At 72.4% G+C, this 26,369-nt stretch carries 22 protein-coding genes; 13 read left to right on the top strand and 9 right to left on the bottom strand.

Annotated features, from left to right (window positions below; genetic code table 11):
• Window positions 1-127: 127 nt before the first annotated feature.
• From RM609_RS05175 to RM609_RS05160, 4 genes are all read left to right on the top strand, one after another.
• Complete coding sequence (locus RM609_RS05175) at window positions 128-1,594, top strand: CocE/NonD family hydrolase (RefSeq protein WP_311608261.1); 1,467 nt, start codon at window positions 128-130, stop codon at window positions 1,592-1,594.
• Between the two features lie 81 nt (window positions 1,595-1,675).
• Window positions 1,676-3,181, top strand: coding sequence for a glucose-6-phosphate dehydrogenase (gene zwf / locus RM609_RS05170; RefSeq protein ID WP_438828379.1), 1,506 nt, complete (start codon window positions 1,676-1,678; stop codon window positions 3,179-3,181).
• Entirely contained in the window at window positions 3,178-3,918 is a 741-nt protein-coding gene (locus RM609_RS05165; protein ID WP_311608258.1) for an HAD family hydrolase, read from the top strand. Before zwf ends, RM609_RS05165 begins: the two co-directional genes overlap by 4 nt.
• Entirely contained in the window at window positions 3,915-6,293 is a 2,379-nt protein-coding gene (locus tag RM609_RS05160) for a glycoside hydrolase family 65 protein (RefSeq protein WP_311608256.1), read from the top strand. The genes RM609_RS05165 and RM609_RS05160 overlap by 4 nt, the downstream gene beginning before the upstream one ends.
• Before the next feature lie 23 nt (window positions 6,294-6,316).
• Here RM609_RS05160 and RM609_RS05155 read toward each other — a convergent pair whose 3' ends face one another.
• From RM609_RS05155 to RM609_RS05145, 3 genes are all read right to left on the bottom strand, one after another.
• A complete protein-coding gene (locus RM609_RS05155; RefSeq protein WP_311608254.1) occupies window positions 6,317-7,648 on the bottom strand; it encodes a ricin-type beta-trefoil lectin domain protein in 1,332 nt (443 codons plus the stop codon).
• Window positions 7,649-7,751: 103 nt separating this feature from the next.
• Window positions 7,752-8,996, bottom strand: a complete 1,245-nt coding sequence (locus RM609_RS05150; RefSeq protein WP_311608518.1) for an FUSC family protein — start codon at window positions 8,994-8,996, stop codon at window positions 7,752-7,754.
• A 75-nt stretch (window positions 8,997-9,071) separates the two neighbouring features.
• Window positions 9,072-9,632 (bottom strand): sugar O-acetyltransferase, encoded by a 561-nt coding sequence (locus RM609_RS05145; protein ID WP_311608252.1) that lies wholly within the window; start codon window positions 9,630-9,632, stop codon window positions 9,072-9,074.
• Between the two features lie 38 nt (window positions 9,633-9,670).
• On the opposite strand from RM609_RS05145, the gene RM609_RS05140 reads away from it, so the two are divergent.
• Window positions 9,671-10,327 (top strand): PhzF family phenazine biosynthesis protein, encoded by a 657-nt coding sequence (locus tag RM609_RS05140; RefSeq protein WP_311608250.1) that lies wholly within the window; start codon window positions 9,671-9,673, stop codon window positions 10,325-10,327.
• 30 nt (window positions 10,328-10,357) lie between these two features.
• Here RM609_RS05140 and RM609_RS05135 read toward each other — a convergent pair whose 3' ends face one another.
• Both RM609_RS05135 and RM609_RS05130 read right to left on the bottom strand, forming a co-directional pair.
• Window positions 10,358-12,205, bottom strand: coding sequence for a glycoside hydrolase family 15 protein (locus RM609_RS05135; RefSeq protein WP_311608248.1), 1,848 nt, complete (start codon window positions 12,203-12,205; stop codon window positions 10,358-10,360).
• Between the two features lie 90 nt (window positions 12,206-12,295).
• Window positions 12,296-12,679 carry a hypothetical protein gene (locus RM609_RS05130; protein WP_311608246.1) on the bottom strand — a complete coding sequence of 128 codons (384 nt, stop codon included), beginning with the start codon at window positions 12,677-12,679 and terminating at the stop codon, window positions 12,296-12,298.
• A gap of 288 nt (window positions 12,680-12,967) precedes the next feature.
• Between RM609_RS05130 and RM609_RS05125 the strand changes: the two genes are divergently transcribed.
• From RM609_RS05125 to RM609_RS05105, 5 genes are all read left to right on the top strand, one after another.
• The gene (locus RM609_RS05125; protein WP_311608244.1) at window positions 12,968-13,894 is read left to right on the top strand and encodes a DMT family transporter; all 927 of its coding nucleotides are present in this window, start codon (window positions 12,968-12,970) and stop codon (window positions 13,892-13,894) included.
• 71 nt (window positions 13,895-13,965) lie between these two features.
• On the top strand, window positions 13,966-14,337 hold the full coding sequence (locus RM609_RS05120; protein ID WP_311608242.1) for a VOC family protein: 372 nt from the start codon (window positions 13,966-13,968) through the stop codon (window positions 14,335-14,337).
• 96 nt (window positions 14,338-14,433) lie between these two features.
• Window positions 14,434-16,110, top strand: a complete 1,677-nt coding sequence (locus RM609_RS05115) for a bifunctional 3'-5' exonuclease/DNA polymerase (protein ID WP_311608240.1) — start codon at window positions 14,434-14,436, stop codon at window positions 16,108-16,110.
• A 131-nt stretch (window positions 16,111-16,241) separates the two neighbouring features.
• The gene (locus RM609_RS05110; protein WP_311608238.1) at window positions 16,242-17,471 is read left to right on the top strand and encodes a hypothetical protein; all 1,230 of its coding nucleotides are present in this window, start codon (window positions 16,242-16,244) and stop codon (window positions 17,469-17,471) included.
• Window positions 17,455-18,225, top strand: coding sequence for an alpha-ketoglutarate-dependent dioxygenase AlkB (locus RM609_RS05105; RefSeq protein ID WP_311608236.1), 771 nt, complete (start codon window positions 17,455-17,457; stop codon window positions 18,223-18,225). The genes RM609_RS05110 and RM609_RS05105 overlap by 17 nt, the downstream gene beginning before the upstream one ends.
• 90 nt (window positions 18,226-18,315) lie before the next feature.
• Here the strand turns inward: RM609_RS05105 and RM609_RS05100 are convergent, their stop codons facing one another.
• The gene (locus tag RM609_RS05100) at window positions 18,316-19,842 is read right to left on the bottom strand and encodes an AMP-binding protein (RefSeq protein WP_311608234.1); all 1,527 of its coding nucleotides are present in this window, start codon (window positions 19,840-19,842) and stop codon (window positions 18,316-18,318) included.
• Between the two features lie 233 nt (window positions 19,843-20,075).
• Complete coding sequence (locus RM609_RS05095; RefSeq protein ID WP_311608232.1) at window positions 20,076-20,597, bottom strand: TerD family protein; 522 nt, start codon at window positions 20,595-20,597, stop codon at window positions 20,076-20,078.
• A gap of 326 nt (window positions 20,598-20,923) precedes the next feature.
• Between RM609_RS05095 and RM609_RS05090 the strand changes: the two genes are divergently transcribed.
• Together RM609_RS05090 and RM609_RS05085 are read left to right on the top strand one after the other, a co-directional pair.
• Window positions 20,924-22,072 carry a hypothetical protein gene (locus RM609_RS05090; RefSeq protein WP_438828378.1) on the top strand — a complete coding sequence of 383 codons (1,149 nt, stop codon included), beginning with the start codon at window positions 20,924-20,926 and terminating at the stop codon, window positions 22,070-22,072.
• A 103-nt stretch (window positions 22,073-22,175) separates the two neighbouring features.
• Window positions 22,176-23,321, top strand: coding sequence for a methyltransferase (locus RM609_RS05085; protein ID WP_311608230.1), 1,146 nt, complete (start codon window positions 22,176-22,178; stop codon window positions 23,319-23,321).
• 62 nt (window positions 23,322-23,383) lie between these two features.
• On the opposite strand, the gene RM609_RS05080 is transcribed toward RM609_RS05085, so the two are convergent.
• Complete coding sequence (locus RM609_RS05080; protein WP_311608229.1) at window positions 23,384-24,406, bottom strand: trypsin-like serine peptidase; 1,023 nt, start codon at window positions 24,404-24,406, stop codon at window positions 23,384-23,386.
• A 259-nt stretch (window positions 24,407-24,665) separates the two neighbouring features.
• Between RM609_RS05080 and RM609_RS05075 the strand changes: the two genes are divergently transcribed.
• The gene (locus RM609_RS05075) at window positions 24,666-26,015 is read left to right on the top strand and encodes a flavin monoamine oxidase family protein (protein ID WP_311608227.1); all 1,350 of its coding nucleotides are present in this window, start codon (window positions 24,666-24,668) and stop codon (window positions 26,013-26,015) included.
• 33 nt (window positions 26,016-26,048) lie between these two features.
• Here the strand turns inward: RM609_RS05075 and iscX are convergent, their stop codons facing one another.
• Window positions 26,049-26,264, bottom strand: coding sequence for a Fe-S cluster assembly protein IscX (gene iscX / locus RM609_RS05070; protein WP_311608225.1), 216 nt, complete (start codon window positions 26,262-26,264; stop codon window positions 26,049-26,051).
• Window positions 26,265-26,369 lie beyond the last annotated feature (105 nt).

The raw sequence follows: 26,369 nt of genomic DNA, 5'->3' as shown, positions 1-26,369 counted from the left end.
GATTACCCTCCGTGTCCGAGAGGCTCCGGTCAGTAAGTATGCCCGTCGTGTCGCGGGCTTCCACGGGGCGCCGGACCGACGCGCTCCGGTGACCCGCGCCCGTTTCGAGCCCGTCGGCAGGTGACCCATGCGAGCCGTCCGGTCCGCCCTGGCCGCCCTGGTGGCGGTCCTCCTCGTCACGGTGTCCGCCGTGGCCGCGCCCGCCGCCGTCCGGACCGCCACCGGCGGCCCGCACGGAACCTCGATCGAGGTCGCGCCCGGGGTGCGGCTCCGGGCGGAGGTCTACGAGCCCGCCGGCCGCGGACCCCACCCGCTGGTCGTGATGCCGGCCTCCTTCTTCCCGGACCCCGCCGCCCACCAGGGCCCGGCGGCCCGGCGCCTGGCCGCCGCCGGGTACGTCGTCGTCGGCTACCGGCCGCGCGGCCTGCCCGGCTCGGGCGGCACGTTCGGCATGGCCGGGCCCGAGGACGTCGCCGACACCTCCGCGGTGATCTCCTGGGCGCTCGCCCGCACCCCGGCCGACGCACGGCGGGTGGGCCTGTACGGCACGGCGTACGGAGCCGGCATCGGACTGCTGGCGGCCTCCGAGGACCGGCGGATACGGGCGGTGGCCGCCCTCGGGGGCTGGGTGGACCTCCTCGACGGGCTCTACGGCGGCGGCACCAGGCGGCGGGCCCACCCCCTCTTCCACGCCGCGGCCCGGCCCGGGGCGGTCCGGCCGGGCCCGGAAGTACGCCGCGCCCTGCGGGAGTACGCGGAGCACCCCGACCCCACGCCCGCCTTCCGCTCCTTCGCCGCCGCCCGTTCGCCGATGACCCACCTGGACCGGCTCAACGCCCACGCCCCCGCCGTCCTGCTGGCCCACACCTGGTCCGGGGCCGTGGAGTCCCCCAACCAGAACGGGCGGTACTTCAGCCGCCTCCGCACGGCCAAGCGCCTGGAGTACCGGCGGGACGACCACGCCACGGAGGCGCCTGCGGCGAGCGCGGAGCGCTGGTTCGACCACCACCTGCGGGGCGGGCCCGGCGGCGCCGGCACCGAGCCGCCCGTCTTCCTGGAGGCCCGGGGGCGGCCGCCCGGCCACTCCGGGGAGCAGTACGACGACCTGTGGGCGACCGCCTCCGGCACCCACGTCCCCCGCCTGGAGCCGAGGACGGGCCCCGACCCCGTGATCGCCACCGGCCCGGCCCCCGGCCCGCCCGCCGACGCCACGCCGGCGGGCCACCGCACCGCCGCCGTCTGGTGGACGTCCCCCGGCCGCCGCCCCCGGCGACTGCGGGGCATCCCCGCCCTGCGCACCCGGGTGACCCCCTCGGCGGCGGAGGGAACCCTCGTAGCGACCCTCTACGACATCGGCCCCACCGGCACCGGCACGCTCGTCACCCACGCCCCGTACTCCTTCTCCCACCGCACCCCCGGGACCCCCTTCGACGCGTCCTTCGACCTCTTCGCCACCGTCTACGACCTGCCCGCCGGCCACCGGCTCGCCCTCGTCGTCACCGGCACCGACCCGCTGTACGTGGCGCGCAACCCGCCCGGGGCCACCCTCACCCTCCACTCCGCCGCGACCGGCCTGGCCCTGCCCGTCCGCTGACCACCCCGCCCCCACCCCGCGCGCCGTCCGAACGGGTGATGCGAATCGCGCGCGGGCGGGGGCTGCCGGAAGGTAGGGGATGTGAAGGCCACCCCCACGCGAGCGGAGCCCGCGCCGCCGGCCGCCGGGACCGGGATCGTCACCCCCGACGACCACGTCATCGTGCTCTTCGGCGCCACCGGCGACCTCGCCCGGCGCAAGCTCCTCCCCGGCCTCTTCCGGCTCGCCCTGGCCGGCCTCATGCCCCACGCCTACCGCATCGTGGGCTCCGCGCCCGGCTCGGACGCGCTCACCGACGAGGACTTCCGGGCGCGTGCCCGGGACGCCGTCGCCGAGTTCTGCTCCGCCGAGCCCGCCGGCGCAGAGTGGGAGGCCTTCGAACGCACCCTGAGCTTCGGCGCCGCGGACCCCGGGAACACCCGGCCGCTGCTCGACGCCGTCCGCGCGGCCGAACGCGACCTCGGCGGCAGCCCCCGCCGCCTCCACCACCTGGCCGTACCGCCCGTCGCCTTCGCCTCCGTCGTCGAGGAACTCGGCCGCACCGGACTCGCCAACGGCGCCCGGGTCATCGTCGAGAAACCCTTCGGCACCGACCTCGCCTCCGCGCGCGCCCTCAACGACACCCTCCACACCGTCTTCGACGAGGAGCGGGTCTTCCGCATCGACCACTTCCTCGGCAAGGAGTCCGTCGACAACATCCTCGCCCTCCGCTTCGCCAACGGTCTCTTCGAGCCCATCTGGAACCGCGACCACATCAGCCATGTCCAGATCGACGTACCCGAGGCGATCGGCATCGAGGGCCGCTCCGCGTTCTTCGAACAGACCGGCACCTTCCGCGACATGGTCGTCACCCACCTCTTCCAGGTGCTCGGCTTCGTCGCCATGGAACCGCCCGTCGACCTCGGCGCGAAGGCCCTGCGGGACGAGAAGAACAAGGTGTTCCAGGCGATGCGGCCGCTCGACCCCCGCCGGGCCGTGCGCGGCCAGTACGACGGCTACCGCGCCGAGCCCGGCGTCGACCCGGACTCCGGCACCGAGACCTTCATCGCCCTGCGCGCCGAGATCGACAACTGGCGCTGGGCCGGCGTCCCCTTCTATCTGCGCTCCGGCAAGTCGCTCGCCCGCCGGCGACAGGTCGTCACCCTCCACTTCAAGGAGCCCCCGCTGCGGATGTTCCCCGAGGCGTCGCCCCGGGCCGAACACCGTGCCAACACCATGGTCGTCGACTTCGACGACCCCGGCTGGATCGCCGCCCGCTTCCTCGTCAAACAGCCCGGCCCCAGCATGCGGCTCGGCCCGGCCCGGATGACGTTCCGCTACGCCGACTCCGTCCGCCGGCAGAACGGCCTGGAGGGCTACGAACGGCTCATCCTGGACGCCATGCTCGGCGACCAGGCCCTCTTCACCCGCTCCGACGGCATCGAACGGCTCTGGGAGGTCTCCGCCCCCCTGCTGGAGGCGCCCGGCGAAGTGCTCCCGTACCCGCCCGGCTCCTGGGGACCCGAGGCCGTCCACGACCTGATCGCGCCGCACCACTGGTACCTCCCGGATGACACCGACGACGGCGGGGAAGGCACCACACCATGACCCGTCTCGGCCTGCCCGACACCGTCCGCGCCTGCCTGTTCGACATGGACGGCGTCCTCACCCGCACCGCCACCGTCCACGAGGCGGCCTGGAAGGAGACCTTCGACGCCTTCCTGCGCCGCCGCGACGGAGCGGCCTTCCGCCCCTTCGACCACACCGACTACGACCGCTACGTCGACGGCATGCCCCGCGCCGACGGCGTCCGCTCCTTCCTCGCCTCACGCGGCATCCACCTCCCCGAGGGCGCCGACGACGACCCACCCGACCATGACACCGTCCACGGCCTCGGCAACCGCAAGAACGGCCTCGTCCTTGAGAAGATCAAGGAGCTGGGCGTCGAGGCCTTCCCCGGATCGGTCCGCTACGCCCAGGCCGCCCGGGACGCCGGGCTGCGCCGCGCCGTGGTCTCCTCCAGCGCCAACTGCCGAGCCGTACTGGCCGCCGCGGGCATCGAGGACCTCTTCGAGGTGCGGATCGACGGGCTCGTCGCCGCCGACCGGCACCTGCCGGGCAAACCCCACCCCGACACCTTCCTCGCCGCCGCCCACGACCTCGGCACACCCCCCGAGGCGGCCGCCGTCTTCGAGGACGCCCTGGCGGGCATGGAGGCCGGCCGGGCCGGCGGCTTCGGCTTCGTCGTCGGCGTGAACCGGGCCGACCAGGCCGGGGAACTGCGCCGGCACGGCGCCGACGTCGTCGTCGACGACCTCGCGGAACTGCTGGGGGAGGCCCCGTGATCACCCATCCGTCCTACATGGTCGAACCCTGGTGCCTGCGCGAGACCGAGCTCTCCATGGACGTGCTCTCCCAGAGCGAATCGGTCTTCGCCCTCTCCAACGGCCACGTCGGCTGGCGGGGCAATCTCGACGAGGGCGAGCCGCACGGCCTGCCGGGCTCTTATCTCAACGGCGTCTTCGAGTTCCGGCCGCTGCCGTACGCCGAGGCGGGCTACGGCTATCCGGAGTCCGGCCAGACCATCATCAACGTCACCAACGGCAAGCTCGTCCGGCTCCTCGTCGACGACGAGCCCTTCGACCTGCGCTACGGGAAGTGCCACAAGCACGAGCGGCTGCTCGACTTCCGGACCGGGCTGCTCCACCGCACCGCCGAGTGGACCTCGCCCAGCGGCCGCAGCGTACGCGTCCGTTCCACCCGGCTGGTGTCCTTCACCCAGCGCGCGGTGGGGGCCGTCTCCTACGAGATCGAGCCCCTCGACGACGAGATGCGGATCGTCGTCCAGTCGGAGCTCGTCGCCAACGAACAACTGCCCAATGCCGAGGGCGATCCGCGCGCCGCCGCCGTCCTGGAGACCCCGCTGGTCTCCGAGGAGCACGCCGCCCACGAATCACGCATCCGGCTGCTGCACCGCACCGCCCGCAGCGGCTTGCGGGTCGGCGTGGCCGCCGCGCACTTCGTCAACGGCGCCAAGGCCGAGACCGCGTCGGAGAGCAGCGACGACCTCGGCCGCTTCACCGTCACCTCACGGCTGCGACCGGGGCAGAAGCTGTGCGTGGAGAAGATCGTCGCGCACGGCTGGTCCGCGGTGCGCTCGGCGCCCGCCGTGCGCGACCAGGTCGACGCCGCCCTCGCCGCCGCCACCAGCACCGGCTGGGCGGGCCTGGTCGACGAACAGCGCGCCTATCTGGCGGAGTTCTGGGCGGGCTCCGACGTCGAGGTGGACGGTGACGCCGAGATCCAGCAGGCCGTCCGCTTCGCCCTCTTCCACGTCCTCCAGGCCGGCGCCCGCGGCGAGGCCCGCGCCCTGCCCGCCAAGGGACTCACCGGCCCCGGCTACGACGGCCACTGCTTCTGGGACACCGAGACCTTCGTCCTGCCCGCGCTCACCTACACCGCGCCCCAGGCCGTGGAACAGGCCCTGCGCTGGCGGTACAACACCATGCCCGAGGCCCAGGAACGGGCCCGGCAGCTCGGCCTGGCGGGCTCGGCGTTCCCCTGGCGGACCATCAACGGCAGCGAGTGCTCCGGCTACTGGCCGGCCGGCACCGCCGCCTTCCACATCAACGCCGACATCGCCGACGCCGTCGTCCGCTACATCCGCGCCACCTGCGACGACGCCTTCGAACGCGAGGTGGGGCTGCCCCTGCTGGTGGAGACCGCCCGGCTGTGGCGCTCCCTGGGCCACCACGACCACCACGGCGACTTCCACATCGACGGGGTGACCGGGCCGGACGAGTACAGCGCCATCGCCGACGACAACGTCTATACGAACCTGATGGCCCAGCACAATCTGCGGGAGGCCGCGGCCGCCGCCGAACGCCACCCCGACCTCGCCTCGGCCCTGGGCGTGGACGACGAGGAGACGGCCGCCTGGCGGGACGCGGCCTCCCGGATGACCCTGCCCTACAACGCGGAGCTGGAGGTCCACGAACAGTCCGAGGGCTTCACCCGCCACCAGCTCTGGGACTTCGCCCGCACCCACGCCGAGCGGTACCCGCTGCTGCTGAACTTCCCCTACTTCGACCTCTACCGCAAACAGGTCGTCAAACAGGCCGACCTCGTCCTCGCCATGTGCCTGCGCGGGGACGCCTTCACCCCGGAGGAGAAGGCCCGCAACTTCGCCTACTATGAGCAGCTGACCGTGCGCGACTCCTCACTGTCCGCCTGCGGGCAGGCCGTGATGGCCGCCGAGGTCGGCCATATGCGGCTCGCCTACGACTACGTGGGCGAGGCCGCGATGATGGACCTCTCCGACCTGGAGGGCAACACCCGCGACGGCATCCACATCGCCTCCCTCGCGGGCACCTGGTTCGCCCTCGTCATCGGCTTCGGCGGGATGCGCGAGGACGACGGGCTCATCGCCTTCAACCCCCGGCTGCCGGAACAACTGGGCCGCCTCGCCTTCACCGTCCAGTTCCGGCAGCGCCGGGTGCGCGTGGAGATCACCGGGACAACCGCCACGTACACCCTGCTGGACGGCGACAGCCTCGACATCCGCCACTGCGGCGAGCGCATGGCTCTGGTCTCCGCCTCCCCGGAGTCCCGCCAGATCCCGCCCATCCCCACCGGCCCCGCCCCCGAGCAGCCGGCCGGCCGCGCCCCGGCCCGCCGGGGCCGCGCGACCGGCCGCCCGGAGGGGGAGGGGGCGCACTAGACGGGCGCCGCTTCGGGCGGGCGCTACTTCGGGACGGACCAGAGCTGGCGCTTGTCGGTGTTCGCCGTGTGCAGCTGGACCTTGGTGCCGTTGGCGGTGGCGCCGTCGGTCACGTCGAGGACCTTGCCCGACGCGACGTGGACGATCTGGCCCTTGGCGTTCACCGACCAGCGCTGCGAGGCACCGCCGTTGCAGTCGAAGAGCTCGATCCTGTTGCCGTCGGCGGTGGCGTTCCGCGCGTCGTCCAGGCACTTGCCCAGCGCGCGGAACGTACCGTCCTTCCCCACGATCCAGGACTGCGCCACCGAGCCGTTGCAGGTGTAGAGCTGGACCTGGGTGCCGTTGTCCGCCTTCCCGCCCTTGACGTCGAGGCACTTGCCGCCGAGCCCGGTCACCTTGCCCTGCGGCGGCACGGCCACGCCGGCACCGGCGGCGAGGGTGCGCAGGCCCTGCGCGTCGAACTGCTGGACGTAGGTGCCCGCGCGGGCGTCCGCGTAGCCGTGGTTCGCGGTGCACATCACCGGCTTCTCGCCGGAGTCCTTGCCCACGGCGCAGTCACCGCGCGTCGCGCTGCGGTCCGCGTGCGTCAGCCCCATGGTGTGGCCGAGTTCGTGGCTGATGTGGTTCCGCATGAACGTCTCGCCCCAGGAGGGCGCGGGCTTGCCGTCCGCCGTGAAGAACTCGGTGTCGATATAGGCGTGCCCGCTGGTCACCGTGCCGGGGACGGACGAGGAGATGAGACCACAGCTCAGATTGGGGGCGCCCGAGCCATCACGGACGATCTTCCAGCCGGTCTGCCCCTTGTCCGCGGGCGGTACGCACGGGCGCTTGAGCACCCCGATGACGATCTCGCCCTTGGGCCGGGAGTAGTCCCAGCCCACGGGGGTGGTGTCGACGCTGATGGGCAGACTGGTGACGCGCTGGAGGTCGGCGGCGGACGCCTTCACATAGCGGCCCAGCCAGTCCACGGACTTCTGGTCGTAGAACTTGATCGTGTAGCCGGCCGCCAGCGATGCGGTCATGCCGGTCGCCAGCTTCCACCCCTCGCCCTGGGACGCCGCGGCGGCCACCGCCGCCGCCTTCGTGTGCGCGGGTGCCGCGCCCAGCGACATGACGCCGTCCCGGAAGACCGTCCCGTCGGCCGCGGAGACGGCACCGGAGTCCGCCTCGCCGGACGGGTCGTCCACCGGTGCGGCGGCGGTCTTCGCCGTGGCTCCCGCCATGGTCCCGGTCGTGGCCCCCGCCGTGGTGTCCTCGGTGCCGAACGCGCTGGGCATGACCTGCGCCGTCACCGCGATCGCCGCCACGGCACCCGTGGCGGCGATCGCTATTCGGCGCTTGCCGGTAAGTCGCATGTCCTGATCGGCCTTTCCCCGTTGTTCTCACTCGTTACCCCGGGTCCGCGCCGTTCCGGCCGCCCGGGCGGGTGTGATCCTAGGCCGTCGGCCGAGGCCGCCGTCAGCCACGTCCCCTCTCCCCGCCCGTGGCGCTGCGCCAGCCGTAGCCCGTGCTGCGGAGGCGCCGCTGGACGCGGTGGAGTGTGGGGTGGCGGTCGCGTTGCTCGCGGGCGGCGCGGTCCAGTTCCTCGGCCAGTCGCTCGGTGCGTTTCTCCACGTCGAGCTCGTCCAGGATCCGGTCCACCTCCGCCAGCAGTGCCCCGTGGAGCTGCCACTGGCCCGGGTGCCGCCGGACGCCCTGGAGGAGCAGTTCCGCGGCGCGGTCGCGGCTCGTACGGCCGGCGGCCAGTTCGGCGACGAGCCGGGACTCGGCCTCCTCGGCGTTGGCGCTCACCTGAGTGGTGATCAGCACGGCGAAGCTCTCCACCGCGCGGGCGAGGTGAAGGAACACCTCCCGCATCGCCTCCGCCACATCGGGGGCGAACAGGGGCGCCCCGGTGCGCTCCTTGGCGAGGTCGGTGAGGGTGCGGCAGATGACGCGCAGGACGACGGCGGCGATCTCCAGGGCGTCGAGGCCGGTTCGCAGCACGACCCGGTGGAGCAGCCCCTCCCTGACCCGGGGGTTGAAGCGCAGGCTGTCCTCGGCCTGCCGCAGTGCGGCGTCCACCTGCACGATCTCGTGGTCCAGGCGGCGCGCCTCGTGGAGCCGGGCCGCCGCCTCCGCGACCGGGGTGGGGCCGTCGAGTTCCTCGCCGACCCGCTGGAGGAGCCGTCCCATCCGGCGGGAGAGGTGCTCGATGGCCTTGCTGGCGGGCTGCACCCACACCGGGGGGACGAACAGGATGTCGAACAGCAGGCCGACGACGGCGCCGATGAGCGTCTCCAGGACCCGGTCCCAGGCGGTGTAGCCCACCCGGGTCACCCCGAGGACCAGCATGGCGCTGATCGCCACCTCCGGCACGAATTCACCCGCGCGGACGAACCGGCCGATGATCAGCGAGGCCAGGATGATCAGCCCCAGGCTCCACCAGGTCAGGCCCACGACGACGCTGAAGCCGATGGCGATCAGCACCCCCGCCACCACGGAGTTCACCCTGCGGATGCCGGTGGTGAGGGTGGAGTAGAGGGTGACCTGCACCACGAGGATCGCGGTGAGCGGAGCGGTGAGCGGCGCCGGCTCGCTGCTCAGCTGGAGGGCCACCACATAGGAGATCACCGCCGCCAGCGTGGAGCGGACCGCCTGGACCACGGCGGGCTCCCGGTGACGCCGCACCAGGGTCGTCAGGGGGTCGGACAAGTCGGGCAGCACGCTGTGCCTCTTCCTCGCCCGGGCCTCCCGGACACTAAGCCGTCACCGATGTGGAGCAAATGGGTGCGTCGGTCAGGTGGTCAGGGAGCGCACCACCCGGGCCGGATTTCCCACCGCCAGCACCCCGGCCGGCAGATCCCGGACGACCACGGACCCCGCGCCCACCACGGTGTTCTCGCCGATGGTCACCCCGGGGCAGACGATCACCCCGCCGCCGAGCCATACGTTGTCCCCGACCGTCACCGGCAGCGCCCGCTCCCACCCGGCCCGTCGCCGCTCGGCGTCCAGTTCGTGCGTCGGGGTGAGCAACTGGACGTTCGGGCCGATCTGTACGTCCTCTCCCACCGTGATGGGGGCGGCGTCCAGGAAGACCGCGCCGAAGTTGACGAACGTCCCCCTGCCGATGCTGATCCCGTACCCGAAGTCGCAGCGGAAGGGCGCGCGGACGCGTACGTCGTCGCCCACGGAGCCCAGCAGTCTGCGCAGCAGCGCGAGGCGCTCGGCGGGGTGAGCGAGCTCGGCCGCGTCGTACGCCGCGCAGAGCCCGGCGCGGCGCCGGGTGTCGGCCGCCAGCTCGGGGTCGTCGGGCAGGTACCACTCGCCGGCCAGCATCCGCCGCTTGTTCAGGCCCACGGCCGTCACCCTCCTCGGGAGCTGCTTCAATCACCCGCATGGCTGATCACATAGTGGTACGGGTGTTCATGGGGCCGGAAGGCGAAGGCGGCAATCCGCTCGCGATCGTCGAGGACGGCCCCGGGGTTCCCCCGGAGTCCCGCCAGGGGATCGCTGCGGAACTGGGCTTCAGCGAGACGGTATTCGTCGACGACCCCGCCACCGGCCGTGTCGACATCCGGACGCCCGGCGCCGTGCTGCCGTTCGCGGGGCATCCGCTGGTCGGTCTCGCGTGGTGGCTGCGACGGCGGGGACGGGCGGCGGACGTGCTGCGCCCACCGGCGGGCGAAGTGCCCACGTGGCAGGAGGGGGAGATCACCTGGATCCGGGCGCGGGCCGGATGGGCGGCCGGGCGGCGCACCCAGCGGTTCGCCTCGGTCGCCGAGGTGGACGCGCTGCCCGCGCCGCCGCCGGGGGAGGGCTGGCTGTACGCCTGGGCCTGGGAGGACGAGGCGGCGGGGCGGGTGCGGGCCCGGGGCTTCCCCCGGCGTGGCGACGGGATCGTCGAGGACGAGGCCACCGGTGCCGCCGCCCTGACCCTCACCGCCGAGCTCGGGCGGGACCTCGTCGTCCGGCAGGGCGCGGGCTCCGTGATCCTGACGCGCTGTCACGGGGACGGCACCGTGGACCTCGGCGGCCGGGTGGGCGTCCTCTGACGGCCGGCAGGGCCTGAGCCCCGATGGGGGTCAGAGCCGGCAGTGCCGGGACGCCGGCGCGCGGTTGGCGGTGACGGCGCGGTCGAGGTTGGTCGCGGCGCTGATGAGCGCGAGGTGGGTGAAGGCCTGGGGGAAGTTGCCGAGGGCCTCGCCCGCCGCGCCGATCTCCTCCGCGTACAGGCCCAGGTGGTTGGCGTGGGTGATCATCTTCTCGAAGATGTACCGCGCCTCGCCGACCCGCCCGGCCCGGGCCAGCGCCTCGACGTACCAGAAGGAGCAGAGGTTGAACGTGCCCTCCCGGTCGCCGAATCCGTCGGTGCCGTCGGTCCGGTAGCGGTGGACGAGGCTGTCGCTGACCAGCTCGTCCTCCAGCCGCCGGACCGTGGACAGGAAGCGCGGGTCGGACGGGCCGGCGAACTTCACCAGCGGCATGACCAGCAGGGACGCGTCCAGCGTGCGGCTCTCGGCGTACTGGACGTACGCGCCGAGCTCCGGCGACCAGCACTCCTCCTGGACGTAGCGGTAGGCCGTGGCGGCGGCGTCGCGCCAGCGCTCCACGGGGGCGGGCATACCGCGGTGGCGGGCGATGCGCATGGCCCGTTCGAAGGCGACCCAGGTCATCAGCGCCGAGTAGGTGAAGCGTCGGCGGCCGCCGCGCGTCTCCCAGATCCCGTCGTCCGGATCCTCCCAGTGCTTCTCCAGCCATTCGAGCTGGCGGCTCAGCGCCTCCCACAGCTCGTAGGAGATGGGCTCGCCGTATTTGTTGTAGAGGTAGACCGAGTCCATCAGCTCGCCGTGGATGTCGAGCTGGAGCTGGTTCGCCGCGGCGTTGCCGATGCGCACCGGGCGGGAGCCGCGGTAGCCGGCGAGGTGGTCGAGGACGGTCTCGGGCAGCTCGGAGCGGCCGTCGATGCCGTAGAGCACCTGGAGGCCGGTGCCCGGTGGCGCCTCCATGCAGCGGTGGTGGAGCCAGTCGATGAACGCCGCCGCCTCCTCCGTGAACCCCAGCCGCATCAGCGCGTAGAGCGTGAACGCGGCGTCCCGGACCCAGGTGTAGCGGTAGTCCCAGTTGCGGCCCCCGCCCAGGAACTCGGGCAGCGAGGTGGTGGGCGCGGCGACGAGGGCGCCGGTGGGCTGGTGGACGAGGAGCTTGAGCACGAGCGCGGAGCGCTCGACCGCCTCCCGGTAGCGGCCCTGGTAGGTGGAGCGGCGCAGCCAGCCGTCCCAGTAGCGCAGGGTGTCGTCGAGCAGCCGGGACGCCTCGCCGGGGGCGAACGGGCGGATGTCGCCGCCCCACTGGGCCGCGAGCTCCAGCGTCCGGCCCCGCTCCAGCACGACGGTGGCCACGGCGGCGTCCCCCTCGGCGCGCAGCGGCACGGACGAGCGCAGCACCAGCGTGCCGGCCGGACCGGTGAAGACGGCGCCGACGCCCTCGACCACCTCGACCGTGTGCGGGGCGCGGGCGTAGTCGAACGCCGGCCGGCACTCCACCTCGACCGTGGCGCTCCCGCGCACCATCCGCACCTGGCGGACGATCTGCCGGACGCTGCTCGCCGGGCAGGACGGGTGGTCCGGCACCATGAAGTCGTACAGCTCCGCGACCGCGGCCTCGGCGAGGAACCGGGTCAGCAGCACATTGGAGTCCGGCAGGTACATCTGCTTGGTGCGCTCCACGTCGCGCACCCGGACGGAGAACGAGCCCCCGCGCTCGGTGTCGAGGAGCGTGCCGAAGACGGAGGGCGCGTCGAAGCGGGGCAGACAGCACCAGTCGATGGTGCCGTCGACGCCCACCAGCGCGACGGTGTGGAGATCGCCGATGACGCCGTGGTCCTCGATGGGCGGCGCGATGGTCTGACGTGGCCCGATGTCGTGTTTCATGACCGACCCTCCTCGGCGGAGGCGCGACACCACCCGTTATACCTCCGGATCCCTCCGGGTGCGCGGGCGCGACAGCGGGGTCGGGCCTGGCTAGGCGTCGGGGTGCGAGCCCAGCTGGAGTCGTACTTCCAGCTCGTGCTCGCCCGGTACCGTGCCGTGGTCCTCCACCCCGAAGACCACGCCGAGCTCCTCCTTGACCTGGCGCACCGGGTCGGCGGCGCCGTAGAGGTCGACGGTGACCGGCGAGGCCAGCCGGGCCGGTGCGACGGCGCGCGGGGTGGCCCGGGTCCGCGCGTCGACGACCATGCACCACACCGTGGCGCCCTTGGCCCCCGCTGTGGTCGGCGCCTTTGCCTCCGGACCGCTGACCTCGGGGAACGCCGCTTCCAGGGCACCGAACACGGTGCCCGCGTCCTCCTGGCCACAGCCGGTGAGATGAACGCTGACATGGTCCGCCGTCTCGAGGCCGCTCATCACCCGGTGCTCCTCTGCCGTCCGCTCGTCCGCTGTCCGGTCCGGTATCCGGTGTCCGTCCGTGGTCCGACCGTACGAGAGGGCGGGCCGCGCCGCCCGGCGGCGGGGGCCATCCGGACGGACGGCTCCCGCCATCAAACCCAAAGGATTTCTTTGATCCAATGGCGGAATTCTTTATTCGACTTATGGAGCGAAGCTCGGTAGCGTCGTTGATGTTGGCTTTCCCGACCGTCAGAGGCGGTGTTTCCGTTGGTGGGCGAGCGCCGAGTGGCGACTCCTTGGAAGTTCATGGCCGTGACCGCGATTCTGTGGGGCTCGGCCTTCCCGGCGATCCGTGTCGCGCTCGACGGCTACCAGCCGACCGCCATGGCCGTGCTGCGGCTGGCCGTCGCCGTCGTCCTGCTGCTGCCGTTCCTGTTCACGGGCCGTATCAGCAGGCTGCGCCGCGGCGACATGCTGCGGATGGCGGGCTTCGGGCTCACCGGAATGACCGCCTATCAGCTGCTGCTCTACGCCGGTGAACGGCACGTCGAGGGCGGCACGGCCGCCATGCTCGTCGCCACGTCCCCAGTGTTCGCCACCGTCCTGGGCATGCTCGTGCTGCGCGAGCGGCCCGGCGCCTGGGGCGTCGGCGGACTCCTCGTCGCCCTCACCGGTGCCCTGGTGGTCGCCATGTCGGGCGGCGGCGGGGGCGGTTCGCACTCCGGCATGGCGATGGTCGTCCTCGCGGCGGCCGCCCAGGCGACGTCCTTCATCCTCCAGAAGCCCCTGCTGCGTCGCTACTCCGGCATGGACTGCATCTTCTACGGCAGCCTCTTCGGCCTGGTGCCCCTGCTGTTCTTCGCCCCGGAGGCGGCGAGCCAGGTGGCGGCGGCCGGCTGGCAGCAGAGCGCCGCGGTGGCGTGGCTGGGCCTCGGCTGCACGGTGCTGGCCTTCTGCACCTGGTCGCGGGTGCTGGAGGCGGCCACGGCCTCGACGAGCTCCCTCGTGCTCTACGCGGTGCCCGTCGCCGCGCTGGCGCTGGACGCGGCGCTCATGGGCGTCCTGCCGAGCCCCCTGGCGGCCCTGGGCGGCCTGATCGTCCTGGCCGGCGTCGGCGTCGCCGCCATCCGCCGGCCGTCCGGGCGCAGCCGCGTGGTGGCCGGTTCGGCCCCACGCGAGAAGGCCGGCGCGGCGGGCACGCCCGACGCGCCGAAGGCCCCCGCCACCCGCTGAACCGGCGTCGCCGGACACTACATTCGTGTCCGGCGACGCGAAGGCGCGCCGCCCGCGCGAAGGAGGCGGCCATGTTCCGGGACACCGAGGCGTTCAGCGGCTTCTCCGTGGACGACATCCCCGCGGCCAGGGCCTTCTACGAGCGGACCCTGGGGCTGGCCGTCGCCGAGGAGCACGGCATGCTCCGTCTGCGCCTCGGCGGTGGCGCCACGGTCCTCGTCTACCCCAAGGCCGACCACACGCCCGCCTCGTTCACGATCCTCAACTTCCCCGTCGACGACATCGAGGCGGCCGTCGCCGAGCTGTCCCGGCGCGGCGTCGAGTTCGAGCGCTACCCCGGACTGGAAACGGACGAGAAGGGCATCTTCCGCGGCGGCGGACCCCTCATCGCCTGGTTCACGGACCCCGCCGGGAACGTTCTGTCGGTCCTCCAGGAGCCCTGACCCCCTCACCGCCCCCGGCCCCCGATGACCGTGGGGTGGGCGGCCGCGGACCCGTGCGGACCGTGATTGTCGGACCCCGGTGCGACACTCTCCGTCATGAGATGGGCAGTGGCCGAGACGGCGGACGGGAGCGCGCGCCTCTGCCCGGTCGACGGGGAGGGGCGGGCCGCCGGGCCCGTCGAGACGGAGAAGAGCCTGGCCGAGGCGGTCCGGTCGCGGCCCGAGGTGGACCGCTGGGTGTGGCGGTCCACGGCGGAGACCTACGGTCGGCTGCTCGCGGCAGGCGTCCGGGTCGACCGCTGCTACGACGTCGAGGCCGCCGAGGCGCTGCTGATCGGGCACGAGGAGGGCCAGTCCGGCCAGCCCCGGTCGCTGCCCGCCGCCTGGGCGCGGCTGCGCGGGCTGCCCGTGCCGGCCGACCCGCCCGCGCGGGCGGCGGAGACCCAGCCGTCCCTGTTCGCCCCCGGCCCCGTGCCCCTGCCGCCGGGCACGGACGATTTGACGGCCCTGCTGGAGGTGTACGCGGAGCAGCTGGCCCGGACGGAGCGGACCGCACACCCCGGGCGGATGCGCCTGCTGACCGCCGCCGAGTCCGCGGGCACCCTGGTGGCCGCCGAGATGGGCCGGGCCGGGGTGCCCTGGCGGGCCGACGCCCACCGGGAGCTGCTGCTGGAACTGCTGGGCGAGCGCTATCCGGGCGGCCAGGAGACCCGGCGGCTGGCCGAGCTGGCCGACGAGGCGTCCCGCGCCTTCGGGGACGGCGTGCGCGTACGGCCCGACCTGCCGGCCGACATCGTGCGGGCCTTCGCCCGCGAGGGCATCGCCCTGTCCTCCACCCGGGCCTGGGAGCTGAAGGAGATCGACCACCCCGCCGTCCCGGCCCTGCTGGAGTACAAGAAGCTCTACCGGCTGCACACGGCCCACGGCTGGGCCTGGCTCCAGTCCTGGGTGCGCGACGGCCGCTTCCGGCCGGAGTATCTGCCCGCCGGCACGGTCACGGGCCGGTGGACCACCAACGGGGGCGGGGCGCTCCAGATCCCCAAGGTGGTGCGGCGGGCTGTCGTCGCCGACCCGGGCTGGTGCCTGGTCGTCGCCGACGCCGACCAGATCGAGCCCCGCGTACTGGCCGCCGTCTCCCGCGACCCCGGGCTGATGGACGTCGCGGGCAGCGGCCGCGACCTCTACGCCGATCTGGCCGAGCGGCTCTTCGCGGGCGACCGGGAGCGGGCCAAGCTCGCCATGCTGGGCGCCATCTACGGGCAGACCTCCGGCGACGGCCTCAAGCACCTGGCCGACCTGCGCCGTCGCTTCCCGGCGGCCGTGGCCTTCGTGGACGACGCGGCCCGCGCGGGGGAGGAGGGCCGCCTGGTGCGCACCTGGCTCGGCCGCACCTGCCCGCCCTCCACCACCGCCGGCGTCCCCGACGAGGCGGGCCTCCCCCAGGACGACGAGCCCGCCGCCCCCGGCGGCACGGCCGGCGCCCGTGCCCGGGGCCGGTTCACCCGCAACTTCGTCGTCCAGGGCAGCGCGGCCGACTGGGCGGTGATGGTCCTCGCCCTGCTGCGCCAGTCCATCGCGGACATGAACGCGGAGCTGGTCTTCTTCCAGCACGACGAAGTGATCGTGCACTGCCCCGAGGAGGAGGCCCCCGCCGTCGTGGAGGCCATCCGAGCCGCGGGCGACCGCGCCGGGCGCGTCGCCTTCGGCGAGACGCCCGTGCGGTTCCCGCTCACCACGGCGGTGGTGCGGTGCTACGCGGACGCCAAGGACTAGCCGTCCATGGCCCCACCACCTCGCCGAGCAGTTGCGCACACCGCCCGTACAGTGGAACCCCGTTGCCCGTTGTCGAGCCCCGTGAGAGCGGAGCAATCCACCCAAGATCTGCAAATGGCAGGTACCGTTTGATGTGCACAACAGAGCCGGCAGAAGCCCGCATCGAGGACGCGAGCAACACCTTGGTCGCGCCTTCGATGTTGCAGGACAATGACTTGGTCAGGGACTTCTTCGGGTCCGTGATCACGCCGGAGGACCTTGCTTCTGGTGCGCCCGGCCTCGCGCAGAAGACCGTCTACCTGTGTGGCGATATATCCGGGATCAGTAGACGCCAACTGCGTGCGGCTGACCGGGTGTTCGTTATCCGGGAGCTGTCGCACGGCTACCACGAGGACGGCGACGAACCTTGGACCCTCGTCGACCTCGGCCGAGTTCCCGTCCGCGTACACGGCGTCGGCGTGTACTACCACCGCTTTTTCGGACTCGGCGCCGATCACTTCGGACGGATCCGTGCGGAGCACGCGTTCCAGTCCCTGACGGAGTCCACCAAGCCCGGAACAGCCCATCGCAGCGGAATCTATCTGACGCCCGTCACACGAAACGGTGACGAACTGCATTTCCGTCTGCTCCGGTGCTCCACAAATCTCTCGGGACCGACCGAGAACTTTGGCCCGACTGACACACGCATCGTCGAGGCCCTGAACCGCGAGGCCGCCGCCGTCTTCCGGAACCAGGCGCCGCTGAATCACGTCCTCGCTCAGATCTACCGGAACACCCTTGCTACGGCCGAGCGCAAGCAGTCCAAGGCCAAGATCTCGGCCCATGCCGACAAGACCAAGGACATGCCCGTCAACGGCATCATGGCCTTCTGCACCTTCTATGACCGGCTCGACAAGCTGCGGCCCCTGGCCGAAGACGCCTTCGACTATGGCGTGAAGGGTGTCAGCGCGCTGACCAAACTCCACTTCCGCCTCAAGGAGTCGGCCGAAAAACGTGACGGGGCCGGGCTCCCCTCGCAGTTCACCCTGACTCTCCACCCCGGCTCCGTGTTCTTCATGCCGCTGTCCACCAACCGCCTGTATACGCACGAAATCCGGCCCTCACCGTTGGATGCCGAGTTGCTCCCGACCCGCCTGGGATACGTGGTGCGCTGTTCGAGCGCCGAGGCCGTTCACAAGAACGGCCGCACATTCCTCAAAGCGGCCGGAGAGTTGGCGCAGCTGGGGCCACCCACACCGGCCGGCATGAACGAGCTGCGCAGGCTGTACGCCGAGGAGAACAGGACTTCGTCCTTCATTGATTACGGCGACAAATTTCTCTTCAGTATGAACACGGGAGACTACAGTGCCCCCCGAGTCTAGGATCTTGGATGAGATCCTCTCGTGCGACTTGCCAACCGATGAGAATCTCTTTGCGGAGCTGTCCGCGTCGGTTCGTTGGGAAGACGTAGGTAAAGGCCAGCGAGGCGCCACGCTCACCAGGACCGACGAGGCGGGTGGTGTGCCTCTCGTACGCACTACCACTCAATACAGCAGCCCGGCGCAGCGTTTCCGTGCGGTGCACGAACGGCTGGCGCAACAGATTCAAGAACGTGCGGCGCTCCCGGTCGGCTTCAACAACGCTCTCATCGAGAGCTACACGAACGCTTACACAACCATGGGCAGTCATTCCGACCAAGCCCTCGATCTGGCCGACGAGTCGTTCATTGCCGTCTTCTCCTGTTACCAACACCCCGAAGCGAGCCCGCCGAGAAAGCTGATCTTCGAATCAAAGGGGGCCGGTGGTGAGAAGTTCGAGATCCCCCTCGCCCACAACAGTGTCGTCGCGTTTTCCGCCGACTCGAATCGTCGACTCAGGCACAAAATCGTATTGGACATGTCCGTCCGGGCGGCGGACAACCAATGGTTGGGCGTAACGTTTCGAACGTCAAAGACCTGCGTTCGGTTTCGCGACGGACATGCGTACCTCCCGCAGGGTGCGCGCCTCATGTTGGCCGACGATGAGCAGAGACGCGAGTTCTACCGACTGCGCCGCCGTGAGAACAATGAAACGGACTTCGTCTATCCCCTGCTGGCGTACACCGTCAGCGAGAGCGATCTGATGCTGCCCGTCTGACCTTGGGGGACCAGCCGGCCGCGCCGGGCGCGTCGCGTCGTCTTCGGTGACGCGCCCGTGCGGTTCCCGCTCACCAGCGTGGTGGTGCCGTCACGCCTTCGGCTTCGCCTCGCGGCGGAGGCGGTTCTTGTCGGGCTTGCCGGCCTCGGTCAGGGGCAGGGTCTCGGTGAAGGAGATGCGCGCGGGCTCGTACATGGCGCCGCGGCTCTCGCGGACCAGGGTGCGCAGTTCCTCCTCTTCGACGTCGGCGCCCGGGCGGCGGACGACGACGGCGTGCACCTGCTCCATGTTGTCGGCGTCGCGGACGCCGAATACCGCGCTCTGGGCGACGTCCGGGTGGGAGTTGAGGAGGTCCTCCAGCTCGGTGGTGTAGACGTGGCCGCCCACCACGATGATCATGTCCTTGAGGCGGTCCACGACCGTCAGGAAGCCCTCGTCGTCCAGCCGGCCCACGTCGCCGGTGTGCAGCCAGCCGTCGCGCAGGACCTCGGCGGTCAGCTCGGGCTGCTTCCAGTAGCCGCGCATGATGTGCGGGGAACGGACGCAGATCTCGCCGAGCTCGCCGTTCGGCAGCACCCGTCCCGACTCGTCGCGGATCTCGACCTCGACGCCGGGCAGGACCTGGCCCGCCGAGCGCAGCAACTCCGGTCGCGCCAGGTCGTGCTGGTCGGGCATCAGCATGCTGATGCCGCCGACCTCGCTCTGGCCGTAGAACTGGACGAGCACGGGGCCGAAGCGCCGCATCGCGTCGGCGAGCCGCGCGGGGGAGGCCTGGCAGCCGCCGTAGACCAGGGCGCGGAAGCTGGAGGTGTCGGTGGTGTCCGCGTCCGGGTGGTCCATCAGCCGGTAGAGCAGCGGCGGCAGGAGGAAGAGGTCGGTGATCCGCTCGCGCTCGACGGCGGCGAGCACTCGCGCGGGGTCGAAGTCCTCCTGGAGCACCACGAAGCCGCCCGTGCTCAGGGTGATGTCGGTGAACAGGCCGCCTATGTGCGCGACCGTGGTGCAGACCAGCTGCCGGCGCGGGTAGTCCTGGGGCGAGGTCCGGTAGCCGGCCAGCTGCTCGAAGGTGGTGCAGATCCCCTTGGGGTGGCCGGTGGTTCCGCCGGTGTGGCGGATGGTGCAGATGTCGTCCGGCCGTGCCTCGCTGGGCAGGGGCTCGGCGGACTCGGCGGCGGCGAGCTCCAGGAGGTCCGTGCCGAGGGGCGCGGGCCCGAGGGTGAGGACGTCCTCCACCGCGGCCTGCGCGGTCAGCTCGGCGGCCCGCTCGGCCCAGCGGGGGTCGACGATCAGGGCGCGGGTCTCGACGTCCTGGACGATGGCGGCCTGCGATTCCGCCGACAGCTTGTTGTAGAGGTGGTTGACGGCGCAGCCGAGGAGGTTGGCCGCGTACCGGGCGGCTATGACCTCGGGGAGGTTGCCGCTGAGCAGGGTGACGGTCTGGCCGCGGCCTATGCCGCGCTGCCGCAGGGCGCGCGCCATGCGGTGGACCAGGGAGCGGAGTTCGCCGGCCGTGATGGACCGGCCCTCGTGGTTTAAGGCCTGCCGGTCCGGGGCGGTGTTCAGCGCATCGAGGATGTCCTCCACGTAGCTGCGGAAGGCGATGGGGGTGGCGGTCATCGGGGTTTCCTCCTGGCGGCGGCAGGCGATCCGGGCCGCCGCTCCATATGGTTTCCTGGGGCAATCATATGAACGATCCGCCCTGTCGATCAATTCCAACCGGAGGTCCGGTTTCCTGAACCCGCCGAGGTCCTGCCCGAGGTCCTGCCCGAGGCTCTACCTCCACCCTCCACCCCATGACACACCTGTGCCCGGCGCCGCCAGGGATGGCGGCGCCGGGCACAGGCGCGGGCTCACTGCCCCATGATCCTCGCGAAGGTCGCCGGATCCGCGTCGAAGCCGCGGACGCCGCCCCGGAAGGTCCAGGCCCCCGAGGCGTCGCGGACGAACTCCGCGACCGCCGCCGCCGTCGCCCCGCCGACCCCGGAGAAGTCCTCGTCCGCCAGCTGCTCACGGTCGGCCCGGACCCGCACACCCGGCCCGGCCACGCCCGCGAACGTCAGCCGCCCGTCGCCCTGCTGTATGGCGACGCCCACGACGACCCGGACGTAGTCGGGGCTCAGCCGGTCGAGCTCCAGCGTCATGACCTCGTCGTCGCCGAAGCCCTTGCCGTCGGGGCTGTCCCGGTTGAGCGTGATCGTGCCGTCGGGGGAGCGGCTGTCGAAGTGCACGAGGTAGGCGGGGTCGCCGTGCGGGGCGCCGGCGCCGTACGTCGCCGCGATCAGGTCCAGATCGTGGGGAGCCGCGCCCGGAGGGCTCGGATCCCATCTGAGGGCCACGACGACCCGCTCCAGCCCCTTGTTGAGACCAGGCATAGGACTCTTGTTCAGACCGCTCACAGGATCTCCCCATTTTCCTCGGCGCGCCGACCCTCCATGGTGCCACGACGGACCCGCGCGCAGACGGCCGAAGGCCCACCGCCCGGGCAGGGTTGACGGGAAATCGGCCCGGGGCGAACACCTGGGGGGAAGGGGACGGACGGGGTTTCAACACCGGAAATCCCCCGGCCCTCTTCGACGCTGACCGAATACCGGTGACCGCGCGCCCGCCGCACCCCACCATCCGGAGAGGATCCCCCACCACCGCGGCACCCCGCGGAGCCGGTCGCATCGCGGGGATCGCCGTCCGGGAGGAGAGCGCGTTGCAGATCCGCTTCATCGGTGTCCTGAGGCCGGCGGTGGTCCTCACCGTCCTGGCCCTGGCCGCCCTGTGCACGACACCCGCCCTCGGCGTGGCACCTTCCGCGCGCCAGGCGGCCATCGGCCTGCCCGCCGGAGTCAGCGCGGGCATCGCGGTGTTCGACCGGCAGACGGGCACGTTCACCGAGCAGTTCAACGCCCGGGCCCGGTTCCGGTCCGCCTCGGTGGTCAAACTGCTGATCGCCCTCGACCACCTCTGGGACCGCGGCCCCTCGTACCCCATACCCGACGCCGACCGGGCACGGCTGGACGTCATGCTGCGCAGCAGCGACGACGGCGCGGCCAGCGCGTTCTGGGACCGGAACGGGGGTGGCGCGATCGTCGAGCGGATGGTGGCGCGGCTGAAACTGGCCGACACCGCGCCGCCACCGGCCGACCGGCCCGGATTCTGGGGTTACACCGCCCTCTCGGCGGCGGACACCGTCCGCGTCTACCGGTACCTCCTCGACGAGGCGCCCGCGCCCGTCCGCGACTACATCATGGGCAACCTGCGCGCCTCGACCCGCTGCGGCACGGACGGCTATGACCAGAGCTTCGGCATCGCGGCCGTCTTCGACCGGCCCTGGGCCGTCAAACAGGGCTGGTCCGGCTTCGACTCCAACGGCTGCACGACCGATACGCCCGCGCCCAGGAAACAGGAGTCGGCGCCACGTCCCGCCCCCGCCGACGGCGTGGACCTGCGCCGCCCCGCCCTCCACACCACCGGCACCGTCGGCGCCGCCGACCGCACCATCGTCGCCGTGTTCACCCTCCACGCCGAAGGCACCCCCTACGGCAAGGCGTACTCCGACCTCGGCGAGGTGGTGCGCCGGCTGAACGTCCCCGGCGGCACCCACACCCCCGGCGGCTGGTTCGGCACCTGGGGCTCCGGGGTGCGGGTGAGGGCCCGGGCCACCACCGACTCCGCCGTGCTCACCACGCTGCCCGCGGGCGTCGACGTCCTGGCCGGCTGCCAGAAGCGGGGACAGACGGTCACGGTCCCCCCGTACACCAACGACTGGTGGGCCTATCTGCCCAAGTACGGCGGCTACATCACCAACATCTACGTCTCCTCGCCCGGCGACAAGCTCCCCGACATACCCGACTGCTGACCCGCACGACCCCGCACGACCCCGCACGACGCCGCCGACCCAGCCCGGCCCGGGACGCCACCCGGACCGGGCCCGGCGGCCACTCGGCTAGCCTGAAAGCACAATGAACCGTTTCACGACGTCACGGGGTGAGTACGAACTCACCCGCTTCCCCGAGGACCCCCGCGACACCCTGCGCGCCTGGGACTCCGCCGACGAGTATCTGCTGGAGCACCTCGCGGAGGCCGGCACGGACCTCTCGGGCACCGTGGTCGTGGTGGGCGACCGGTGGGGAGCCCTGGTCACCGCGCTCGCCGGGCACCGGCCCATCCAGATCTCCGACTCCCACCTCGGCCAGGAGGCGACCCGGGCCAACCTCGCGCGAAGCGGCGTCCCCGCCGGCGACATACGGCTGCTGTCCACCCGCGACACCCCGCCCGACCGGATCGACGTCCTGCTCGTCCGCGTGCCCAAGAGCCTCGCGCTCCTGGAGGACCAGCTCCACCGCCTCGCGCCCGCCCTCCACGAGAACACCGTCGTCATCGGCGCCGGCCGGGTCACCGAGATCCACACCTCGACGCTCCGGCTGTTCGAGACGATCCTCGGCCCCACCCGTACGTCCCTGGCGGTGAAGAAGTCCCGGCTGATCTTCTGCACGCCGGACCCGGGCACCGTCCGCCCCGCCAACCCCTGGCCGCACCGCTACGCCCTGCCCGACGACATCGGCCCGGTCTCGGGGGCGACCGTCACCAACCACGCGGGCATCTTCTGCCCCGACCGCCTCGACATCGGCACCCGCTTCCTCCTCGCGCACCTGCCGGACCGCCGGGGCCCCGAGCGCGTCGTCGACCTGGGCTGCGGCAACGGCGTGGTCGGCACCGCCGCGGCGCTGGCCAACCCCGAGGCGGAGCTGCTGTTCACCGACGAGTCCCACCAGGCCGTGGCCTCCGCCGAGGCCACCTTCCGGGAGAACGCCGGACCGGACGCCGTCGCCACCTTCCGCGTCGGCGACGGCCTGGAGGGCGTACCGGCCGGGTCGGTGGACCTCGTCCTGAACAACCCGCCCTTCCACAGCCACCAGGCCACCACCGACACCACGGCCCGGCGGATGTTCGCCGGGGCCCGCGCGGCGCTGCGGCCCGGCGGGGAGCTGTGGGTCATCGGCAACCGGCACCTGGGCTACCACGTCCGGCTGCGGAGGCTCTTCGGCAACTGCGAGGTCGTCGCGAGCGACCCGAAGTTCGTGATCCTGCGGGCCGTCAAGGGCTGACCCGCGCCCGTACGCGGCCGTCCCGTCCCCGCCTCGCGGGGACGGGACATCGCGCGCCGGCGTCAGGTGTTCTGCGCCGTGTCGTAGAGGTTCTTGGCCTCGTCGCCGAAGTAGGGGCCGAACATCGTGTTCGGCAGGAACGTGTAGCCGAAGCTGTTGACCGAGGACTGGAGCCCGGCGCCGGTGGACTCGTCGAAGGACGTGAACCACGGGCCGCCGCTGGACCCGCCGGTCATATTGCAGCCCAGGCCGTGGTCCTGGGTGAGGAGGAAGTCCTTGGAGGACGCCCCGCTGCAGTGGATGAGCTTGCTGCCGTCGTACGGGGACGCCGCCGGGAACCCGAAGGCGTACATGTCCTTGTTGTAGCCGCCGTTGAACTCAAGGCCCTGGCCGCCGACGACGTCCGTGAGCCGCTTGCCGTCCACGGGGCCGACGACGGCGGCTCCGATGTCGTTGTTCATGTCCTCGCTGGCGGTCCACTGGGGGGTGGAGAGCGTCTTGGCCGCCGCCCAGGTGCCGTACGGCGACTGCCCGTCGTGGTAGCCGGGGACGAAGACCCAGTTGGTGTGCCAGCTCCCCTGGTACTTCACACAGTGCCCGGCGGTGAGGACGACGCTGCCGTTCTTGCTGGTCACGGCGTCGCCCGAGCAGGCGGCGGTGCGGTTCTGGAAGGTGAAGAACACCCGGCCGATCGTGTGGACGACGGCTCCGCCCCCGGTCCACGGCCCGCCGGCCTGCGGGAAGGACTTCACCCGGGCGGACGGGCCCGTCGGCGTCGACGGGGCTGTGGGCGCGACGGTGGACACCGTGCCGCGCGGTTCCGGGGCGGGGCGGGCCGCCGGGGCGGCGAGGCCGTCCGGGGCGTCGGCGGGCAGGTCGAGCGGGGTGGCCGAGCGCATCCGCTCGGGGGTCCAGAAGGCGACGGCGTCGCGCTGGGCCGTGATCGTGTGTGTCGTGTGCGTGGCCGCCGGGGCCCGCCCGGCCCCGGCCGGCTCGGCGCCGGACGCGGTGGCCGGAGCGCCCAGGGCGACCAGGGCGCCGACGGCCAGCAGGATGCCGGAGGTGCTGCGGTGGGGACGTCTCACGCGTACTCCTTCTGCCGAGGCCGGGCGCGTTACGGGCGCGGGGCCGTGTGGGGGACCGGACCGGCTGCCGGGGTCCGGGCAGACGAGTGGTGCGGATTCGACGGTGCGTCAGGAAGCGTGCCACGCAGGGCATGGGATTGACAGGGGCGCGTCAATGGCGTGCGGCCGGTCCCGTCGTTTTTCCGCCGTGTGATCCCTCCACGGGCCGGCGGCCGCAGCGCTCCACCGGCGGTCGCGGCCCATCGCTTACGGTTCCGGTATGAAGATCTCGGAGTCGCACCCTGACGTTCCGGCCGCTCCCACCGGGGGCGACGGCCGCAGGACCCTGGTCGTCGGCGCGGGCATGGCCGGGCTGTACGCCGCCCGGGAACTGCGCCGCGCCGGCCACTTTGTGACGGTCCTGGAGGCCCGGGAGCGCGTCGGCGGGCGGTTGTGGACCGAGGAGTGGGAGGGCCTCCGCGTCGACCTGGGTGCCTCCTGGATCCATGGCGTCGAGGGCAATCCCGTCGCGGAGCTCGCCGAGGAGGCCGGCGCCGTCACGGTCGTCTACGACGTCGGCACCCTCGACTACGGCAGCCAGGACGGCACCGTCTCGTACGCCCCCGGCGGCCGGCGCATCGCCCGCGCCGAGGCGGAGACCCTGGAGAAGGACCTGGAGGCCGTCGGCGGCGCGCTGGAGGACCTCGCCGCGCGGGCGGAGCCGGGGCTGTCCCTCGCGGAGGGGCTGCGTGCCGTGCTGGGCGTCGCGGGGCTGGAGCCGGAACGGGCCAGGCGGGTCGTCGAGGCGTGCGGCCGCATGGCGGAGGACGACTGGGGCGCGGGCATCGGGGAGCTGGCCCTCGTGGCCGTGATCTGGGGCAAGGACTACGAGGGCGTCGAGGCCGTCTTCCCCGGCGGCTACGGACAGCTGACGGATCATCTGGCCAGGGGGCTGGACGTACGGATGGGCCACCGCGTCACCCGTGTCGAACACGGTGGCGACCGGGTCGAGGTGCACACCGACGGCCATGGCGTCTTCACCGCCGACCGGGTCGTGGTCACCCTGCCGCTGGGCGTGCTGAAGGCCGGCGCCGTCACCTTCGTCCCGGAGCTGCCCGAGGCCAAGGCGCGCGTCATCGAACGCATGGGCATGGGTCTCTACGACAAGCTCTACCTGCGCTTCGCGGAGGTGTTCTGGGACGACAGCGACGTGATCCGCCTGGAGGACACCCCGCACGGCGCCTTCGCCAACTGGTTCGACCTCCGGCGCGTCACCGGTGCCCCGGTGCTGGCCGTCCTGCACGGCGGGCCCGTGGCCCGCCGCCTCGAAGGGCTGGACGACGCCACCGTGGTGGGCGACGCCCTGGCCGCCCTGCGCGGCGTCTACGGCGACGGGGTGCCCGACCCCCTGGCGTACCGGCTCACCCGCTGGGCGGCCGACCCCTTCGCCCGGGGCTCGTACTCCTTCCCGGCCGCCGCCTTCGAGCCCGGTGACCACGACGTCCTGGCCGAACCCGTCGGGGACCGCCTGTACTTCGCGGGCGAGGCGACGAGCTCCGACCACAGCAGCACGGTCCACGGCGCGCTGCTCTCCGGCCGCCGCGCGGCCCGGAGCGTCCTGGCGGGCTGAGCGACTCCGGGGGACCGTCGTGGGCCCGGGCGGTCAGCTGGCTCTGTCCTCCCGGGTGACGGTCCTGTCGCTCCACGCGAGCTGGATCGACTCCAGGAGCCGGGCGTTGCACCGGGTGGGGTCGTCGCTGAAGCCGGTCAGCCCGGCGGCCCAGTTCTGGATCTGGGCCAGATCGGTCGTCACCGGCCTGGTGGTGGGGTGCTGTTCGGCGAGGCCCGCCGCGATCTCTTCGATGTCCGTCCATCGCATGGGCCAGAGTGTGGCGGAGGGTGCCCGCCAGGTCCAGGGAGCCCTCCGGCCGGGCGGGCGGGAAACGCCGGTCACCGTCCGGTCATCGTGGTTGTCCTGCGGCGA

This window comes from Streptomyces hesseae (assembly GCF_031845785.1).
GTDB lineage: Bacteria > Actinomycetota > Actinomycetes > Streptomycetales > Streptomycetaceae > Streptomyces > Streptomyces hesseae.
The sequence above is the reverse complement of the archived record's forward strand: the minus strand, read 5'-3'. Positions and strand labels throughout refer to the sequence as shown.

Excerpts from the sequence above, each read along its gene's own strand:
- RM609_RS05130 (WP_311608246.1), bottom strand. The coding sequence starts at position 12,679 with ATGAGCGGCCTCGAGACGGCGGACCATGTCAGCGTTCATCTCACCGGC.
- RM609_RS05135 (WP_311608248.1), bottom strand. The coding sequence starts at position 12,205 with ATGAAACACGACATCGGGCCACGTCAGACCATCGCGCCGCCCATCGAG.
- RM609_RS05115 (WP_311608240.1), top strand. The coding sequence starts at position 14,434 with ATGAGATGGGCAGTGGCCGAGACGGCGGACGGGAGCGCGCGCCTCTGC.
- RM609_RS05075 (WP_311608227.1), top strand. The coding sequence starts at position 24,666 with ATGAAGATCTCGGAGTCGCACCCTGACGTTCCGGCCGCTCCCACCGGG.
- RM609_RS05175 (WP_311608261.1), top strand. The coding sequence starts at position 128 with ATGCGAGCCGTCCGGTCCGCCCTGGCCGCCCTGGTGGCGGTCCTCCTC.
- RM609_RS05110 (WP_311608238.1), top strand. The coding sequence starts at position 16,242 with ATGTGCACAACAGAGCCGGCAGAAGCCCGCATCGAGGACGCGAGCAAC.
- RM609_RS05120 (WP_311608242.1), top strand. The coding sequence starts at position 13,966 with ATGTTCCGGGACACCGAGGCGTTCAGCGGCTTCTCCGTGGACGACATC.
- RM609_RS05085 (WP_311608230.1), top strand. The coding sequence starts at position 22,176 with ATGAACCGTTTCACGACGTCACGGGGTGAGTACGAACTCACCCGCTTC.
- RM609_RS05165 (WP_311608258.1), top strand. The coding sequence starts at position 3,178 with ATGACCCGTCTCGGCCTGCCCGACACCGTCCGCGCCTGCCTGTTCGAC.
- RM609_RS05095 (WP_311608232.1), bottom strand. The coding sequence starts at position 20,597 with ATGCCTGGTCTCAACAAGGGGCTGGAGCGGGTCGTCGTGGCCCTCAGA.
- RM609_RS05155 (WP_311608254.1), bottom strand. The coding sequence starts at position 7,648 with ATGCGACTTACCGGCAAGCGCCGAATAGCGATCGCCGCCACGGGTGCC.
- RM609_RS05100 (WP_311608234.1), bottom strand. The coding sequence starts at position 19,842 with ATGACCGCCACCCCCATCGCCTTCCGCAGCTACGTGGAGGACATCCTC.
- iscX (WP_311608225.1), bottom strand. The coding sequence starts at position 26,264 with ATGCGATGGACGGACATCGAAGAGATCGCGGCGGGCCTCGCCGAACAG.
- RM609_RS05140 (WP_311608250.1), top strand. The coding sequence starts at position 9,671 with ATGGCTGATCACATAGTGGTACGGGTGTTCATGGGGCCGGAAGGCGAA.
- RM609_RS05125 (WP_311608244.1), top strand. The coding sequence starts at position 12,968 with ATGGCCGTGACCGCGATTCTGTGGGGCTCGGCCTTCCCGGCGATCCGT.